Origin of the sequence: Geodermatophilus marinus (assembly GCF_003428645.1) — a bacterium.
In the GTDB taxonomy this organism is placed as follows: domain Bacteria; phylum Actinomycetota; class Actinomycetes; order Mycobacteriales; family Geodermatophilaceae; genus Geodermatophilus.
Window position 1 is genome coordinate 259,648 of sequence record NZ_QVQH01000003.1, and the last position, 13,903, is coordinate 273,550.

The window sequence follows — 13,903 nt, forward strand, 5'->3', positions numbered from 1 at the left end:
GGTTCAGCCCACCCGAGCCCGGCTGCCGAGGATCCCCTGCGGCCGCACGATGAGGATGACGATCAGCAGCAGCAGGCCGCCGACGTACTTCACGTCGTTGGGGATCACCAGCGTGGACATCTGCACGAAGACCCCCACGACGATGCTCCCGAGGAGGGCGCCGTAGGCCGTCCCCAGCCCGCCGAGCGTGACGCCGGCGAACATGAGCAGCAGCAGCCGGAAGCCCATGTCCCACTGCACCTCGTCGGAGAGGCCCAGCAGCACGCCGCCGAGGGCGGCCAGCGCACCGCCCATCATCCAGACGACGAGGATGACGCGGTTGACGTCGATCCCGGAGGACGCGGCGAGGTCGCGGTTGTCGGCGACGGCACGCATCGCCTTGCCGATCTTCGTCTTCTGCAACATGACCGCGACCAGGAGCAGCACGACCAGCGCGATGACGATCGAGGCCAGGTCGGCGTTGGTCATCGTGAACGGCCCGTAGTCGACGGCCCGCTGGCCGCGGTAGTCGGCGTAGGCGTTGGACCGGCCGCCGTAGATGATCTGGTACAGGTAGCGCAGCAGCAGCGACAGCCCGATCGAGATGACCAGCGCGGCGACCAGCCCGGTGCCGCGGCGGCGCAGCGGCCGCCACAGGGCCAGTTCGTTGAGCGCGCCGATGCCGGCGCCCACCACCATCGCCAGGAGCGCGGCGGGGATCAGCGGCACGCCGCCCTCGACGTTGATGAACCAGGCCGCGATGGCGCCGATGGTGACCAGCTCGCCGTGGGCGAAGTTGGTCAGGCCGGTGGTGCCGAAGATGAGCGACAGGCCGATGGCGGCCATGGCGATGAGCAGCCCGAAGCGCAGCCCGTCGACGAAGAGCTGGATCCACTGCACCGTGCCGCCGCCGGAATTCCGGCTGCCGTCGTTGAGCCCGATCAGCACACCCTGGTCGCGGCCGGGGTCGACGGTGACGGTCCGGCTGTTCTCCCCGTTGAGCGTGACGCCCTCGGGCAGGGCGTCCTCGTCGATGGTGACGGTGTACTGGCCCGGCCCGGGGAGGTCCACCGACCAGCGCCCGTTCTCGTCGGACTCGGTCGTCCCGATCTCCTGGCCGTCGGGGGTGGTGACCGTGACCTCGACGCCCTCGATGGGGCCGCTGAGGCTGGTGCGGAACGTGCCGGAGACCGACTCGGCGGCAGTCTCGGGCTCGGCGGCGGCCGTGCCCGGGACCAGCAGGGCGAACGACCCCGCCAGGACGGCCAGCAGGAGCAGCCGCAGCGGCCCCCGCCGTCCACCTCCCGTGCCGGTGCGGCGGGCGTCCACGTGCGAGGGCGCGCCTCTGCCGGCGCGCCTGCCGGCACGGTTGTGCGCGTGCGTCACTCGACCTCCCTGGCGTCTGAGTGGGCAGGACCGTAACCCAGCGGCGGCCTACGACGGTTCCCACAGGGCGAGATGTGACCTGGAAGAGATGACCGCACCCGCCCCGCGCGCACCACGGCGGCGCGTCGCCGTCACGCAGGGCGATCCGCCCGGCACGCTGTGCCCACCGTCCAGGGAGGGTTCTGTGGCAGGAGCCGGTGCTCGGTCCCCCGTCACGACGCGCGCGGCGCGTCCCGACGACCTCGCCGCCGTGCTGGCGCTGGTGCGGCAGCACCGGTCCGAGGCGCATGCCGAGGGCGTCCTCACCGGCCAGACGCCGGGAGCCGCCGCCGCCCCCGGGTTCCGCCGCCTGCTCGCCGACGCGGAGCACCGGGTGGTGCTCGCCGTCCTCCCGGGCGCGGACGTCGCGCGCGGCTCCGGGACGGGGGAGTCCGTCGTGGGGCTGGCGATCCTCGGGGTGGACCCGCTGTCGGTCGTCCTCGGGGTGGCGCAGGTGACCGTGGACAACCTGGTGGTGCACCGCGACCACCGGCGCTGCGGCGCCGGTGCCGCGCTCCTCGGTGCGGCCGTCCGGTATGCCGAGGAGGTCGGCGCCGACCACGTCGTCGGGTCGGTCGGCGGCCACGAGGCCGAGCGGCAGCGCTTCTTCTCGCGGATGGGGTTCGCCCCGCTCACCACACGGCGCATCGTCCCTCGGGAGACCCTGGCCCGCGCACTGGCGGCCTGGCAGCGCGGCGGCGTGCTCGTGCCCCCGCCCCGGCGGCCGGTGCTGCGCCGCCGGCCGGTGAGCCGCGTCCAGCCGGTGCTCGGTGCCGCGGCCGAGGCCTGAGCGGGATCTCCCCGGGAGGTGCCGCCCGCCGGCTCAGGCGTCGGCGAGCAGGCAGGTGAGCCGGGCGGTCGCCGTCGTCCGGCCCCCGTCGTCGGAGACCTCGACCTGGAAGGTGGCGAGGGTGCGCCCGCGCCGCGCCGGCGTCGCGACCGCGGTCACCCAGCCCCGCGTCGCGGCCCGCAGGTAGCTGACGTTGAGCTCCACGCCCACGCACCGCCGGCCCGGCCCGGCGCCGATCGCCGCGGCCCAGGACCCGACCGTCTCCACCAGCGCGCAGGTCGCGCCGCCGTGCAGCAGCCCGGCCGGCTGCTGGTTGCCCTCGACCGGCATGCGGGCGACGAGGTGGTCCGGGTCGTGGTCGAGGATCTCGATACCCAGCTTCTCGTCCAGAGGGCTCACGAGTCCGGGCGGCAACCAGTCGGGGCGGGTGAGGGACACGGGGGCACGGTAGCCAGGCGGTCCCGTGCCGCATGGTGGCCCCTGCACCGGGTCGGGCGTGCCCGTGCCGTGTGCCGGCCCCGGTGCAGGGGCCCGGCGCGAGCTCGTGGGCGTCGGGGGGCACCGGGTCGGGCGTGCCCGTGCCGTGTGCCGGCCCCGGTGCAGGGGCCCGGCGCGAGCTCGTGGGCGTCGGGGGGGCACCGGGGTCCTTCTAGGATCAGCCCCGATGTCCGCCTCGGTCTCCGCCCCCGCCCCCGCCGCCCCGACCGCAGGAGCCGGGGCGCGCCCGCGGCTGCTGCTGCTCGACGGCCACTCCCTGGCCTACCGCGCGTTCTTCGCCCTCCCGGTGGAGAACTTCTCCACCACGACCGGGCAGCCCACGAACGCCGTCTACGGCTTCACGTCGATGCTGATCAACGTGCTGCGCGACGAGCAGCCCACCCACCTCGCCGTCGCCTTCGACGTGGGGCGGAAGACCTTCCGCAGCGAGATCTACGCCGAGTACAAGGCCAACCGCGCCGAGAGCCCGACCGACTTCCGCGGCCAGGTCAGCCTCATCCAGGAGGTGCTGGGCGCCCTGCACGTCCCGGTGATCACCGCCGAGGGCTACGAGGCCGACGACGTCATCGCCACCCTGACGGTGCAGGCGGTCGAGCAGGGCATGGACGTGCTCATCTGCACCGGCGACCGCGACGCGCTGCAGCTGGTCGGCGAGCACGTCACCGTGCTCTACCCGCGCAAGGGCGTCTCCGACCTGACCCGGTTCACGCCCGAGGAGGTCGAGTCCAAGTACGGGCTGTCCCCGGCGCAGTACCCCGACTTCGCCGCGCTGCGCGGCGACCCGAGCGACAACCTGCCCAGCATCCCCAGCGTCGGCGAGAAGACGGCGGCCAAGTGGGTGCGGGAGTACGGGTCCCTCGACCAGCTCGTCGACCGGGTCGACACCGTGAAGGGCAAGGTCGGGGAGAAGCTGCGCGAGCACCTCTCCGCGGTCCTGCAGAACCGCCGGCTCACCGAGCTGGACCGGTCGGTGCCGCTCGACCTCGGCCCCGCGGACCTCGCCGTCCGCGCCTGGGACCGCAACGAGGTGCACACGCTCTTCGACAACCTGCAGTTCCGCGTCCTGCGGGACCGGCTCTTCGCGACCCTGAGCAGCGCCGAGCCCGAGGTCGAGGGCGGCTTCGACGTCACGGTGGACGACGTGCCCGCCGGCGGCCTGGGCGACTGGCTGGCCGCGCACGCCCGCACGAGCCGCACCGGGGTGGTCTTCCGGGGCAGCTGGGGCCGGGGCACCGGTGAGCTGACCGGCCTCGCCCTGGCCGCGGCCGACGACCACACCGCCTTCGTCGACCTCGGCCCGGACCTCGACACCGGCGACGAGCAGGCGCTGGCCGCCTGGCTGGCCGACCCGTCGGCACCCAAGGTGGTGCACGAGGTCAAGGGGCCGCTCCTGGCGATCTGGGCGCGCGGCTGGGACCTCGCCGGCATCGTCAGCGACACCGCCCTGGCGGCCTACCTGGCGCTGCCCGGGCAGCGCTCGTTCGACCTGGCCGACCTGGCCGTCCGGTACCTGCGCCGCGAGCTGGTCGACTCCACCGCCGAGGAGGCCCAGCTCACCCTCGACGGGATGGGCCCGTCGGAGGAGGACGTCGCCCGCGAGGCCGCGCACGCCGACGTCCTCAAGGCCGTCGCGGTCAACGACCTCTCCGATGCACTGGAGTCCGTGCTCGGGCAGCGCGGTGGCGACGCGCTGCTGGGCTCGATCGAGCTGCCGCTGACCCGCGTGCTGGCCGCGATGGAGCACCGGGGGATCGCCGCCGACCTGGACTTCCTGCGGGAGCTGCAGCGGGAGTTCGCCGACGGCGTCGCCGACGCGGCGGCCGAGTGCTACGCCGTGATCGGCCGCGAGGTCAACCTGGGGTCGCCCAAGCAGCTGCAGGCGGTGCTCTTCGACGAGCTCGGGCTGCCGAAGACCAAGCGGATCAAGTCCGGCTACACCACCGACGCCGAGGCGCTCACCTCGCTGCTCGCGCAGACCGGGCACCCCTTCCTCGAGCACCTCCTCCGGCACCGCGACGTGACCCGGCTGCGCACGGTCATCGACGGCCTGATCCCGATGGTCGACGACGGCGGGCGCATCCACACCACGTTCCAGCAGACGATCGCCGCGACCGGCCGGCTCTCCTCGACCGACCCGAACCTGCAGAACATCCCCATCCGGACGGCGGAGGGTCGCCGGATCCGCCAGGCCTTCGTCGTCGGAGCAGGCTACGAGTCGCTGATGACGGCCGACTACAGCCAGATCGAGATGCGGATCATGGCCCACCTCTCCGGTGACGCGGGGCTGATCGAGGCCTTCACGTCGGGGGAGGACCTGCACTCCTTCGTCGCCTCGCGGGCCTACGACATCCCGATCTCCGAGGTCGACCCGGAGATGCGCCGCCGGATCAAGGCGATGAGCTACGGCCTGGCCTACGGGCTGTCGGCCTACGGGCTGGCCCAGCAGCTGCGCATCAGCCCCGAGGAGGCGCGCGGCCAGATGCAGGCCTACTTCGAGCGCTTCGGCGGGATCCGCGACTACCTCGACGGCGTGGTCGACGACGCACGGCAGACCGGCTACACCGAGACGACGCTCGGCCGGCGCCGCTACCTGCCCGACCTCACCAGCGACAACCGGCAGCGCCGGGAGATGGCCGAGCGGATGGCGCTCAACGCCCCGATCCAGGGCTCGGCGGCCGACGTCATCAAGGTCGCGATGCTGGGCGTCGAGCGGGCCATCGAGGCCGAGGGGCTGCGCTCCCGGATGCTGCTGCAGGTGCACGACGAGCTGGTGCTGGAGGTGGCTCCGGGCGAGCGGGAGGCGCTGGAGGCGCTGGTCCGCCGTGAGATGGCCGGCGCCGCGCAGCTGTCCGTGCCGCTGGAGGTCTCCGTCGGCCTGGGCGCCAGCTGGGACGCCGCGGCGCACTGACGGAGGACCTCGCCCCAGGGGCCCGCCCTTCGCGGGCCCAGGGCGGCACCTGGGGCGGCCGTGCCAGACCGTTACGTCCGTCGCCCTGCGACGAGGACGAGCGTCCCGGGGACCAGCGCCCCCCGCCCGGGTGACCACTGCCCCCACTCCTGGGTGCGGCCGGGCGTCCACTCCGGCTCGACGAGGTCCTCGAGCACCAGGCCGGCGCCGACGACGGCCCGCACCCAGTCCCCGACGGTGCGGTGGTGCTCGACGTAGACCGCCGTCCCCTCGTCGTCGGTCTCGACGTAGGGGCGGCGGTCGAAGTAGGAGGACTCGACCCGCAGGTCCCGCGGGTCGGGCGAGTCGGGGAACGGCCAGCGGAACGGGTGGTTCACCGACGCGACGAAGCGCCCGCCCGGGCGGAGCACCCGCGCGACCTCGGCCAGCGCCGCCCGCACGTCGGCCACGAACGGCAGGCCGCCGAACGCCGAGCACGCCAGGTCGAACGCCGCGTCGGCCACCGGCAGAGCGCCCACGTCGGCCTGCACGAGCGGGACGGGGACCCCCGTCGACCGGTTGAGACCGGCAGCCCGGGCCAGCATCCCGGCGGAGAGGTCCAGCGCGACCACCTCGGCTCCGGCCCGGTGCAGCCAGCGGGCGCAGGGCGCGGACCCGCAGCCCACCTCGAGCACGCGGCGGCCGCGGACGTCCCCGAGCAGGTGCGCCTCCGACTCCCGCAGGCCCTCCGGGCACCAGAGGAAGTCGACGTCCCCGAGGTCGGGGCCGTGCTCGGCGAGGTAGGCCGGTGCCGCGGCGTCCCACCACCGCCGGTTGGCGCGCCGGGACTCCGCCGTCCCCGTCGTGCGCCGGGCGACGCCGCCGGGAGCCGGGTAGCCGTCGGGGCCGAGGGGTAGCGGTGGTGGCGGGTGGGGGGGCATGACACGCCGATCGTGACACGCCGCACGCCCGGGGTGACCGACGCCCCAGGTGGACCCGTCCCCCCGCGGCTCCGTACCATGGGGGATGCGCCAGAGGTCTGTCAGTGCTGCACCCACCGGGGTTCGGCGCGCGCCGGCTCTCCACCGCCCACCCGCGGTCACCCGGCCGCGGGTCGTCCTGTCCCTACGCACCCCCCGTCCGGAGCACCCGACCACATGACCTCCACCCAGGTCCGTCCTAGCAGCACCCCCCAGGTCGCCGTCAACGACATCGGCACCGCGGAGGACTTCCTCGCCGCGATCGACCAGACGATCAAGTACTTCAACGACGGCGACATCGTCGAAGGCGTCATCGTCAAGGTCGACCGTGACGAGGTCCTGCTGGACATCGGCTACAAGACCGAGGGCGTCATCCCCTCGCGCGAGCTGTCCATCAAGCACGACGTCGACCCCAACGAGGTCGTCAGCGTCGGCGACGAGGTGGAAGCCCTCGTCCTCCAGAAGGAGGACAAGGAGGGCCGCCTGATCCTGTCCAAGAAGCGCGCCCAGTACGAGCGCGCCTGGGGCACGATCGAGGCGAAGAAGGAAGCCGACGAGGTCGTCACCGGCACCGTCATCGAGGTCGTCAAGGGTGGCCTCATCCTCGACATCGGCCTGCGCGGGTTCCTCCCCGCCTCGCTGGTCGAGATGCGCCGCGTCCGCGACCTGCAGCCCTACGTGGGCCGCGAGCTCGAGGCGAAGATCATCGAGCTCGACAAGAACCGCAACAACGTCGTGCTCTCCCGGCGGCAGTGGCTGGAGCAGACCCAGTCCGAGGTCCGCAGCGAGTTCCTCAACAAGCTGGCCAAGGGCCAGGTCCGCACCGGCGTCGTCTCCTCGATCGTCAACTTCGGTGCGTTCGTGGACCTCGGCGGCGTCGACGGCCTGGTGCACGTCTCCGAGCTGTCCTGGAAGCACATCGACCACCCGTCCGAGGTCGTCGAGGTGGGCCAGGAGGTCACCGTCGAGGTGCTCGACGTCGACCTCGACCGCGAGCGGGTCTCGCTGTCGCTGAAGGCGACGCAGGAGGACCCGTGGCGCCAGTTCGCCCGGACCCACCAGATCGGCCAGGTCGTGCCCGGCAAGGTCACCAAGCTGGTGCCCTTCGGTGCGTTCGTCCGCGTCGACGAGGGCATCGAGGGCCTGGTGCACATCTCCGAGCTGGCCGAGCGCCACGTGGAGATCCCGGAGCAGGTCGTCCAGGTCGGCGACGAGATCCTGGTCAAGGTCATCGACATCGACCTCGACCGGCGCCGGATCTCGCTGTCGCTCAAGCAGGCCAACGAGGGTGTCGTCGGCGACGAGGAGACCTTCGACCCGGCCGCCTACGGCATGGCCGCGTCCTACGACGAGCAGGGCAACTACATCTACCCCGAGGGCTTCGACGCCGAGACCGGCGAGTGGCTCGAGGGCTACGAGGAGGCCCGGGAGACCTGGGAGCGGCAGTACGCCGAGGCCCAGGCCCGCTTCGAGGCGCACCGGAAGCAGATCGCCGAGGCGCGCGCCGCCGACGCCGAGGCCGCGGCCGGCGGCAGCTACTCCAGCGGGGAGGCCGAGCCCAGCAGCGACACCTCCGGTGGCACGCTGGCCAGCGACGAGGCACTCGCCGCCCTGCGGGCCAAGCTCGCCGGCGGTGAATGACGCCGGGCTGACGCCTGGCTGACGTCGCGCTGAGACGCGGAGAGGCCCAGGACCCCGAGGGGTCCTGGGCCTCTCCCGTGTTCCCCCCCATCCCCGAGGAGGGACGTGCGGGGCCCCGCGGACGAGGACGTCCACGGGGCCCCGTCGGACCCGCCAGGCCCGGCCGCCTGTGCGGGCCCCGTAGCCCCCCGCAGGCCCGGCCGCCTGCGAAGGGGAGTGACCGCGTGCGAGGGGAGCGGCTCCCGGCACGGCGGAGTGGCCCCGTCCAGGGGCCCGCCCCGAGCGCGCGAGGCGAGTGGCCCCCTGCAGGACCCGCCGCGAGCCTGCGAGTGGCGGGGGGCAGGGGGTCCTGCAGGGGGTCTTTCAGAGGCTGAGGATGATCGCGAACGCGCTGCGCGGCCGGCCGCCGGAGCCGGCGAGGAACTGCCAGGTGTGCCGGCCGGCCGGCACACCCGACGAGAGCCAGCGCAGGAAGGCGTTGCGGGGGCGGACGGCGGCGTTGTGCTCCATCCGCGCTCGGACACCGGGCAGGTCGGTGACCCGCACCCCGCCCGAGCGCTCGATCCGGTGCCGGCCGCGACCGGGGGAGGCCGGGGTCGACGAGGGGGCCGTGGGAGCCGTGACGGACATGGTGGCTGGTCCTGCCTCTCTCGGCGTCGGGGAGGTCGCCGGGGCAGAAGTTAGGTCCGGTGACGCATGTGACTGGAGCGACGCGCCGGGCTGGACGGGCAGGTGTTACCCCTCCGTGATCGGGACCGGCGTGCTGGCTACTGTCCGTGCATGCTGCGGATCGGGCTGACCGGCGGGATCGGGTCGGGGAAGAGCACGGTGGCCGGCCTGCTGGCCGCTCGCGGGGCCCGGGTGGTGGACGCCGATGCCCTCGCGCGCGAGGTGGTCGCCCCGGGCACCCCCGGCCTGGCGGCGGTGGCCGCCGAGTTCGGTGAGGGGGTCCTCACCGCCGACGGGGCCCTGGACCGGCCGGCGCTCGCCGCCCTCGTCTTCGCCGACCCGGCGGCCCGGCAGCGCCTCGACGGCCTCGTGCACCCGCTGGTGCGGGCCCGCGCCGCCGAGCTCGTCGCGGCCGCCCCGCCGGACGCCGTCGTCGTCCAGGACGTCCCGCTGCTCGTGGAGACCGGTCAGGCGGCGTCCTACGACCTCGTGCTGGTCGTCGAGGCCGACCTGGCGACCCGGCTGGCCCGGCTGGCCGAGCGGGGGGTGGCGGAGGCCGACGCCCGTGCCCGCATCTCCGCGCAGGCCACCGACGAGCAGCGGCGTGCGGTGGCCGACGTCGTCCTGGACAACAGCGGGTCGCTGGCGGACCTCGCCGCGCAGGTCGACCGGTTCTGGGGCGAACGCGTCGCGCCCGCGGTGCGCTGACCGCCGGCGGGGCAGGCCCGGAGACGGCGGGAGGCCCGGGTCGCGATGACCCGGGCCTCCCGGTGCGGTGGGCGATACTGGGTTCGAACCAGTGACCTCTACCGTGTCAAGGTAGCGCTCTACCACTGAGCCAATCGCCCGGCCCGGCCTGCCGGCCGGAGCGCTCCACCGCGTCGGCGGCGCGCCGAGGTGGAGACGGGATTTGAACCCGTGTAGACGGCTTTGCAGGCCGTTGCCTCGCCTCTCGGCCACTCCACCGCACACGAGCGCCGGTCTCGCGACCAGCGCCCGAGGTCCCGAGCGGACGACGGGATTCGAACCCGCGACCCTCACCTTGGCAAGGTGATGCTCTACCAGCTGAGCCACGTCCGCGTTGCTGTCGTACGGGGAGAACCATACCCGACCCTGCGACGGGGGTTCGACGGGGGGCCCTCCGAGGGGGTCAGCGGGCCCCGGGATCCGCCCCGCCGCCGGACAGCAGGGCGGCCAGCTCGTCGTCGACGGAGAGCACGGCGGACTCCTCGCCGCTGGGCACGGCCGCCTCGGTGAGCTGCAGGAAACCGGCCACGGCGGCGCGGGACACCTCGAACAGCGCCTCCCCCGAGGGGGCGCGCAGGTGCAGGAAGAGGACGTCGCCCGTGGACCGGGACGGCCACAGCCGGACGTCGCCCTCCCCGGCCGGCCGCTCGAGGCCGGCCTGCAGCAGGTCCCGGGCCACCAGCCAGCAGATGCCTTCGTCACCCTCGGTGCCGTCACCGAACGTGATGCGCACCGCGTACGGGTCGGAGACGTCGTAGCCGAGGACCGCGGGCACCTCCGTCCAGGACTGCGGACCGATCAGGTGGAGGGTCGTGGGGCACGTGTACCCGGGGGTGGAGCGGCTGGCCATGATCCCTGCGCGACCTTCCCTGTCGGAGGAGTCCTGCGGTCTGTTCCGCCTGTGGGCACCCTGGATGCCCGTTCTCGACCCGGCTGAACCGCGGACTCTGCCAGTCGCGGACCCGGCGTGTGACGATGGGAGCCGTGAGCCGTCCGGCACGGCGTCCCGGGGAGGACCCCGGGGACGCCGCCCTCGTCCTGCGGGTGCGCGCCGGTGACCGGACGGCGGTCGACGACCTCTACGACCGGTACGGCCGGCGGGCCTTCGCGCTGGCCCGGCGGGTCCTCGCCGACGACGCGCTCGCCGAGGACGTGCTGCACGAGGTCTTCGTCGGCCTCTGGCGCGACGCGTCGGCCTACGACGAGGCCCAGGGCGGCTTCTCCTCGTGGCTGCTGGCGACGGTGCACCACAGGGCCGTCGACGCCGTCCGCCGCGAGGAGTCCCAGCGCCGCCGCCGGGCGCGGGCCGAGCAGGCCCTCGCCCGGCCGGTCGGCGCCCAGGACGCGGCGGACGACGCCTGGCAGCGGCTGGTCTCCGAGCGGGTCCGCGACGCGCTCGGCGCGCTCCCGGACGCCCAGCGCGAGGCGCTGACCCTCGCCTACTACGGCGGGTACACCCAGCGGGAGGTGGCGGCGCTGACCGGCGCACCGCTGGGGGCGGTGAAGACCCGGATGCTGGCCGGGATGCGGCGGCTGCGCCGGGAGCTCGGCGCCGTGCCGGGCGTCGTCCCCGGCGGTGCGCTCGGCGCCGCCCCGGTCGAGGGGCCGGGCCGGTGACCGGGGCGCCGGGTACCGCGCACCGCGCGGGGGGCCACGAGGAGTACGACGAGCTGGCCGTCGGGTGGGCGCTGCACGCGCTGGAGCCGGAGGACGAGGACCGCTTCGGCCTGCACCTGCCCGGCTGCCCGCGCTGCCGGGAGACCGTGACGGAGGCCACCGAGGTGATGGCGTCCCTGTCCGCCGACCTGCCGCAGGCCCGGCCCTCCGAGGCCCTGCGCACCCGGCTGCGCGCCGCGGTCGAGGAGACCGGGCAGCTGACCCCGCCGCCGGTCGCGGCCCCGTCGTCCCCGTCCCCGTCGCCCCCGTCCCCGTCGCCCCCGTCGCACCCGGCGATGCGGGAGGTGCCCCCCGAGCCCGACGAGCCCCGGCCGCCGGAGGACCCGCCGGCGGCCACCGGGTTCCCCGGGTACCTGCCGGCGCCGCTGCCGGCCGGGTCGCCGCGGCCGGCGGCGCCGACGCCCTGGCGGCGGGTGCTGCCCAACGCGCTGGCCGCGGTCGCCGTGGCGGCCCTCCTGGCGCTGGGCACGTGGATCGTGGTGCTCAGCACCGCCCGGGACGACGCCCGCGCGGCCGCCGCCCGCCAGGCGGCCGTCGTCGACCAGCTGCTGGTCCCCGGGGAGGCGACCATCGCGTCCCTCTCGGACGACGACGGCGGGCCGCTGGCCACGGTCGTGGCGCGCCCGGACCGCGTGCAGGTGGTCACCCACGGCCTGCGGGTCAACGACGAGGCCGCCCAGACCTACGTGGTGTGGGGGATGGGGGCGGGTGACCCCCGCCCGCTGGGGACGTTCGACGTGGTCACACCACGGATGGACCTGCACACATTAGGCTCGGCATCGACCGGTCTGGACGCCTTCCCCGAGTACGGGATCAGCCTCGAGCCCGGTCGGCAGGCTCCGTCGGACCCGACGGAGATCGTCGCGACCGGGCAGGTGACCAGCTGAGCGCACCGGAGACCGAGGTTCCCCCCGCGCGGGAGCGCCGTCATCACCAGACCGCCGAGCAGCTGCGCGAGCGGTTCGACGACGACGGCATCCGCAGCCTGCGCGAGCGGATCGCCGGCACCCGCTGGCGGCGGTGGCTGGCCGCCCGGCGGGCGGTGGACCACACCTACCGCGTGGCCGTGGGGGTCGTCGGTGGAGTGGTCGTCGCGCTGGGCCTGGTCACGATCCCGCTGCCCGGCCCGGGCTGGCTCACCGTCATCGCCGGGCTGTTCGTCCTGGCCTCCGAGTTCTTCTGGGCCGAGCGGCTGCTCGACTTCACCCGGCGGCACGTGCGGGCCTGGACGGAGTGGCTCGGCCGGCAGCCGTCCTGGGTGCGCATGGTGGTCGGCGCCGGCACCGCGGCCTTCGTCTACGGCGTCCTGGTGGTCACCCTCCACATGACCGGTGTGCCGGACTGGGTGCCGGGGTGGGTGCCGCTCTGGCGGTGAGCGTCTGGCACACTGCGTCTGGCACAATGGCAGCCGCAGCCGGGCGATTGGCTCAGTGGTAGAGCGCTTCGTTCACACCGAAGAGGTCACTGGTTCGAACCCAGTATCGCCCACCGCACCGGGAGGCCCGGGTCGTCGAGACCCGGGCCTCCCGCCGTCTGCGGGCGGTGCCGCGCCGAGCGGGGGAGGATGGGTGGCGATGGCCCTCGACCGCGCCGCCCGGCTCGCCGCCGCCGCCGAGCGGGACGGTCCCACCTGCATCTGGTGCGGCCGGGAGCTGACCGGGCCGGTGGCGCCCACGACCGAGCACGTCGTGCCGCGGGTCAAGGGCGGCCCGTCGTGGCTGGAGAACGAGGTCGCCGCCTGCCGGCGGTGCAACGCCGCGCGCGGGCACACGGCGCCGGTCGAGTGGCTCGAGGAGTGCACCCGGCGGGGCTGGTGCCCCGACGAGGCGCGGCTGGGCCGCGTGCTGGCGGGCCTCGCGGCCGCCATCGCCGAGCGCGGTGGGCAGCGGCGCGCCCGTCCCTACCTCGACGCGCAGCTGCGCCGGTTGCGCCGCCGCGGCCCGGCCGCCGCCGGTGCGTAGCGTGGTCACCGTGCAGGCGGGCACGGTGGAACGGGTCGTCGTCTACCCGGTGAAGTCGCTGGCGGGCAGCAGCCGGCCGGCCGCTGAGCTCGGCCCCGACGGGCTGGCCGGCGACCGCGCGTGGGTCCCCGTCGACGCCGCCAGCGGGGCCGCGCTGCAGGCCCGCGACGTCCCGGGTCTGCACGACCTGGCCCCCTCCGGCGACCCCGACCGCGACGCGGCCGCGCTCAGCGGCCTCGCCGGGGCGCCGGTCCGGCTGGAGGCGCGCACCGGCCCCGCGGGCGCCGCGGTCCACCTGGTGTCCCGGCGGGCGCTGGACCGGGCCGCGGCCGGGGAGGTGCCCGAGGGCTGCGCCGCCGAGGACCCCCGCGCCAACCTGGTGCTGGCCCTGGGGGCCGGCGGCGACGAGCGCGCCTGGGTGGGCCGGAGGCTGCGGGTCGGTGGTGCCCTGCTCGAGGTGAGCCGGTTGCCCAAGCACTGCCTGGGCGTCTACGCCGAGGTGCTGCGCCCGGGCACCGTGGCCGTCGGCGACCCCGTCGTCGTCGACCCCGTCGTCGATCCCGCCGTCGAGGACGACGGGGTGTGAGGCGCCGGGCCGGTGTCCCGGCGCTGCTGCTGGTCGCCGCGTGCGGGCAGACCCCGTCGGCCG

14 protein-coding genes and 4 tRNA genes are annotated in these 13,903 nt (G+C 74.9%); 10 read left to right on the forward strand and 8 right to left on the reverse strand.

Features of this window, described 5'->3' with window-relative positions; genetic code table 11:
- Positions 1-3: 3 nt before the first annotated feature.
- Positions 4-1,308, reverse strand: a complete 1,305-nt coding sequence (locus D0Z06_RS05280; protein WP_233517460.1) for a branched-chain amino acid ABC transporter permease — start codon at positions 1,306-1,308, stop codon at positions 4-6.
- 241 nt (positions 1,309-1,549) lie between these two features.
- Here D0Z06_RS05280 and D0Z06_RS05285 point away from each other — a divergent pair, with 241 nt between their 5' ends.
- On the forward strand, positions 1,550-2,194 hold the full coding sequence (locus D0Z06_RS05285; protein WP_158579886.1) for a GNAT family N-acetyltransferase: 645 nt from the start codon (positions 1,550-1,552) through the stop codon (positions 2,192-2,194).
- A 33-nt stretch (positions 2,195-2,227) separates the two neighbouring features.
- On the opposite strand, the gene D0Z06_RS05290 is transcribed toward D0Z06_RS05285, so the two are convergent.
- Positions 2,228-2,632, reverse strand: a complete 405-nt coding sequence (locus tag D0Z06_RS05290; protein ID WP_117376315.1) for a PaaI family thioesterase — start codon at positions 2,630-2,632, stop codon at positions 2,228-2,230.
- Between the two features lie 226 nt (positions 2,633-2,858).
- On the opposite strand from D0Z06_RS05290, the gene polA reads away from it, so the two are divergent.
- A complete protein-coding gene (polA, locus tag D0Z06_RS05295) occupies positions 2,859-5,600 on the forward strand; it encodes a DNA polymerase I (RefSeq protein ID WP_117376316.1) in 2,742 nt (913 codons plus the stop codon).
- Between the two features lie 71 nt (positions 5,601-5,671).
- On the opposite strand, the gene D0Z06_RS05300 is transcribed toward polA, so the two are convergent.
- Positions 5,672-6,520 carry a class I SAM-dependent methyltransferase gene (locus D0Z06_RS05300; protein ID WP_117376317.1) on the reverse strand — a complete coding sequence of 283 codons (849 nt, stop codon included), beginning with the start codon at positions 6,518-6,520 and terminating at the stop codon, positions 5,672-5,674.
- A gap of 216 nt (positions 6,521-6,736) precedes the next feature.
- Here D0Z06_RS05300 and rpsA point away from each other — a divergent pair, with 216 nt between their 5' ends.
- Positions 6,737-8,200 carry a 30S ribosomal protein S1 gene (gene rpsA / locus D0Z06_RS05305; RefSeq protein ID WP_117376318.1) on the forward strand — a complete coding sequence of 488 codons (1,464 nt, stop codon included), beginning with the start codon at positions 6,737-6,739 and terminating at the stop codon, positions 8,198-8,200.
- A 363-nt stretch (positions 8,201-8,563) separates the two neighbouring features.
- Here rpsA and D0Z06_RS05310 read toward each other — a convergent pair whose 3' ends face one another.
- Positions 8,564-8,830 (reverse strand): hypothetical protein, encoded by a 267-nt coding sequence (locus D0Z06_RS05310; RefSeq protein ID WP_117376319.1) that lies wholly within the window; start codon positions 8,828-8,830, stop codon positions 8,564-8,566.
- A 150-nt stretch (positions 8,831-8,980) separates the two neighbouring features.
- Between D0Z06_RS05310 and coaE the strand changes: the two genes are divergently transcribed.
- Positions 8,981-9,577, forward strand: coding sequence for a dephospho-CoA kinase (gene coaE, locus D0Z06_RS05315; protein WP_117376320.1), 597 nt, complete (start codon positions 8,981-8,983; stop codon positions 9,575-9,577).
- A 68-nt stretch (positions 9,578-9,645) separates the two neighbouring features.
- Here coaE and D0Z06_RS05320 read toward each other — a convergent pair.
- The 4 genes from D0Z06_RS05320 to D0Z06_RS05335 form a co-directional block, all read right to left on the reverse strand.
- A tRNA-Val gene (locus tag D0Z06_RS05320) sits at positions 9,646-9,717 on the reverse strand.
- Between the two features lie 47 nt (positions 9,718-9,764).
- A tRNA-Cys gene (locus D0Z06_RS05325) sits at positions 9,765-9,835 on the reverse strand.
- A gap of 41 nt (positions 9,836-9,876) precedes the next feature.
- Positions 9,877-9,949, reverse strand: a tRNA-Gly gene (locus D0Z06_RS05330).
- 70 nt (positions 9,950-10,019) lie between these two features.
- Positions 10,020-10,466 carry an SsgA family sporulation/cell division regulator gene (locus D0Z06_RS05335; RefSeq protein ID WP_117376321.1) on the reverse strand — a complete coding sequence of 149 codons (447 nt, stop codon included), beginning with the start codon at positions 10,464-10,466 and terminating at the stop codon, positions 10,020-10,022.
- Positions 10,467-10,591: 125 nt separating this feature from the next.
- On the opposite strand from D0Z06_RS05335, the gene D0Z06_RS05340 reads away from it, so the two are divergent.
- From D0Z06_RS05340 to D0Z06_RS05365, 6 genes are all read left to right on the forward strand, one after another.
- Positions 10,592-11,233: a sigma-70 family RNA polymerase sigma factor gene (locus D0Z06_RS05340; RefSeq protein WP_117376415.1), complete on the forward strand. Its 642-nt coding sequence runs from the start codon at positions 10,592-10,594 to the stop codon at positions 11,231-11,233.
- Positions 11,230-12,180 carry an anti-sigma factor gene (locus D0Z06_RS05345; protein ID WP_117376322.1) on the forward strand — a complete coding sequence of 317 codons (951 nt, stop codon included), beginning with the start codon at positions 11,230-11,232 and terminating at the stop codon, positions 12,178-12,180. Before D0Z06_RS05340 ends, D0Z06_RS05345 begins: the two co-directional genes overlap by 4 nt.
- Positions 12,181-12,353: 173 nt before the next feature.
- Complete coding sequence (locus D0Z06_RS05350; protein WP_233517461.1) at positions 12,354-12,668, forward strand: PGPGW domain-containing protein; 315 nt, start codon at positions 12,354-12,356, stop codon at positions 12,666-12,668.
- A gap of 41 nt (positions 12,669-12,709) precedes the next feature.
- Positions 12,710-12,781 (forward strand) — tRNA-Val (locus D0Z06_RS05355).
- 86 nt (positions 12,782-12,867) lie between these two features.
- The gene (locus D0Z06_RS05360; RefSeq protein ID WP_117376324.1) at positions 12,868-13,254 is read left to right on the forward strand and encodes an HNH endonuclease; all 387 of its coding nucleotides are present in this window, start codon (positions 12,868-12,870) and stop codon (positions 13,252-13,254) included.
- Between the two features lie 10 nt (positions 13,255-13,264).
- A complete protein-coding gene (locus tag D0Z06_RS05365) occupies positions 13,265-13,840 on the forward strand; it encodes an MOSC N-terminal beta barrel domain-containing protein (RefSeq protein ID WP_117376416.1) in 576 nt (191 codons plus the stop codon).
- The last annotated feature ends 63 nt before the right edge of the window (positions 13,841-13,903 follow it).

Coding starts and splice junctions, on each gene's coding strand:
- polA (WP_117376316.1), top strand. CDS start 2,859: ATGTCCGCCTCGGTCTCCGCCCCCGCCCCCGCCGCCCCGACCGCAGGA.
- D0Z06_RS05300 (WP_117376317.1), bottom strand. CDS start 6,520: ATGCCCCCCCACCCGCCACCACCGCTACCCCTCGGCCCCGACGGCTAC.
- D0Z06_RS05335 (WP_117376321.1), bottom strand. CDS start 10,466: ATGGCCAGCCGCTCCACCCCCGGGTACACGTGCCCCACGACCCTCCAC.
- D0Z06_RS05360 (WP_117376324.1), top strand. CDS start 12,868: ATGGCCCTCGACCGCGCCGCCCGGCTCGCCGCCGCCGCCGAGCGGGAC.
- D0Z06_RS05340 (WP_117376415.1), top strand. CDS start 10,592: ATGGGAGCCGTGAGCCGTCCGGCACGGCGTCCCGGGGAGGACCCCGGG.
- D0Z06_RS05310 (WP_117376319.1), bottom strand. CDS start 8,830: ATGTCCGTCACGGCTCCCACGGCCCCCTCGTCGACCCCGGCCTCCCCC.
- coaE (WP_117376320.1), top strand. CDS start 8,981: ATGCTGCGGATCGGGCTGACCGGCGGGATCGGGTCGGGGAAGAGCACG.
- rpsA (WP_117376318.1), top strand. CDS start 6,737: ATGACCTCCACCCAGGTCCGTCCTAGCAGCACCCCCCAGGTCGCCGTC.